The organism is Tenacibaculum amylolyticum (assembly GCF_964511145.1).
GTDB classification, from domain to species: domain Bacteria; phylum Bacteroidota; class Bacteroidia; order Flavobacteriales; family Flavobacteriaceae; genus Polaribacter; species Polaribacter amylolyticum.
In genome coordinates this window covers 1-1,061 of sequence record NZ_CAZEFZ010000060.1, presented here as the reverse complement: position 1 = coordinate 1,061, position 1,061 = coordinate 1, and the positions used below count along the sequence as shown (strand labels likewise).

Below are 1,061 nucleotides of genomic sequence, written 5' to 3'. Positions count from 1 at the left end.
TAATTGTGGTAGTACTGTACTTACTAAGGGAAGTTCACCAAGTGGAATTACATGGTATTGGCAAAGCAGTCTATCAGGTACAAGTACCTCCAATTCAAGTACGAGTATTACCAGAACCAGTGGTACAGTATATATCCTACGTGCCAGAAATAATAGTACAGGTTGTTGGGGAAATCCAAGGGTAATTAGTTACAGTGTTAAATCTGTTCCAAGTATTCCGAGTACTCCTACGGTAGTAAATAATTGTGGAAATAGTAGGCTTACTAAAGGTACTGCACCAAGTGGAGTTACATGGTATTGGCAAAGTAGTGCATCAGGTACGAGTACATCGGTATCAAGCACGAGTATTACTAGAACAAGCGGAAGCAGGTATTACTTACGTGCCAGAAATAATAGTTCAGGATGTTGGAGTACAGCAAGAGCTGTGAATTATAGTATCAAATCAGTACCAAGTATGCCAAGTGCGCCTACAATTGTAAATAATTGTGGTAATACTGTACTTACCAAAGGTACTGCCCCAAGTGGAGTCACATGGTATTGGCAAAGTAGTACTTCAGGTACTAGTATATCAGTACCAAGTACTAGTATTACCAGAACAAGTGGAAGTACCTATTATTTACGAGCAAGAAACAATACTACAGGTTGTTGGAGTGCAGTAAGAACAGTAAATTATAGTGTTAAAAGTATTCCAAGCATTCCTACAGCACCCACTGTAGTAAATAACTGTGGAAGTAGTGTACTTACCAAAGGTACTGCACCAAGTGGAATTACATGGTATTGGCAAAGCAGTGCATCAGGTACAAGCACATCAGTACCGAGTACTAGTATTACCAGAACAAGTGGAAGTACCTATTATTTACGAGCAAGAAATAATAGTACAGGATGTTGGAGTGCAGCAAGAGCTGTGAGTTATAGTATCAAAACGATACCAAGCATACCAAGTACACCTACTGTAGTAAATAACTGTGGAAATAGTGTGCTTACTAAAGGAAATGCACCAAGTGGAATTACATGGTATTGGCAAAGCAGTGCATCAGGAACAAGTACAGCTACATCGACTA

At 39.4% G+C, this 1,061-nt stretch carries 1 protein-coding gene; it reads left to right on the top strand.

Annotated elements, in window-relative coordinates:
• The coding region (locus ACKTTC_RS13150) for a hypothetical protein (RefSeq protein ID WP_408040296.1) at positions 1 to 1,061 on the top strand (1,061 nt) is incomplete at both ends.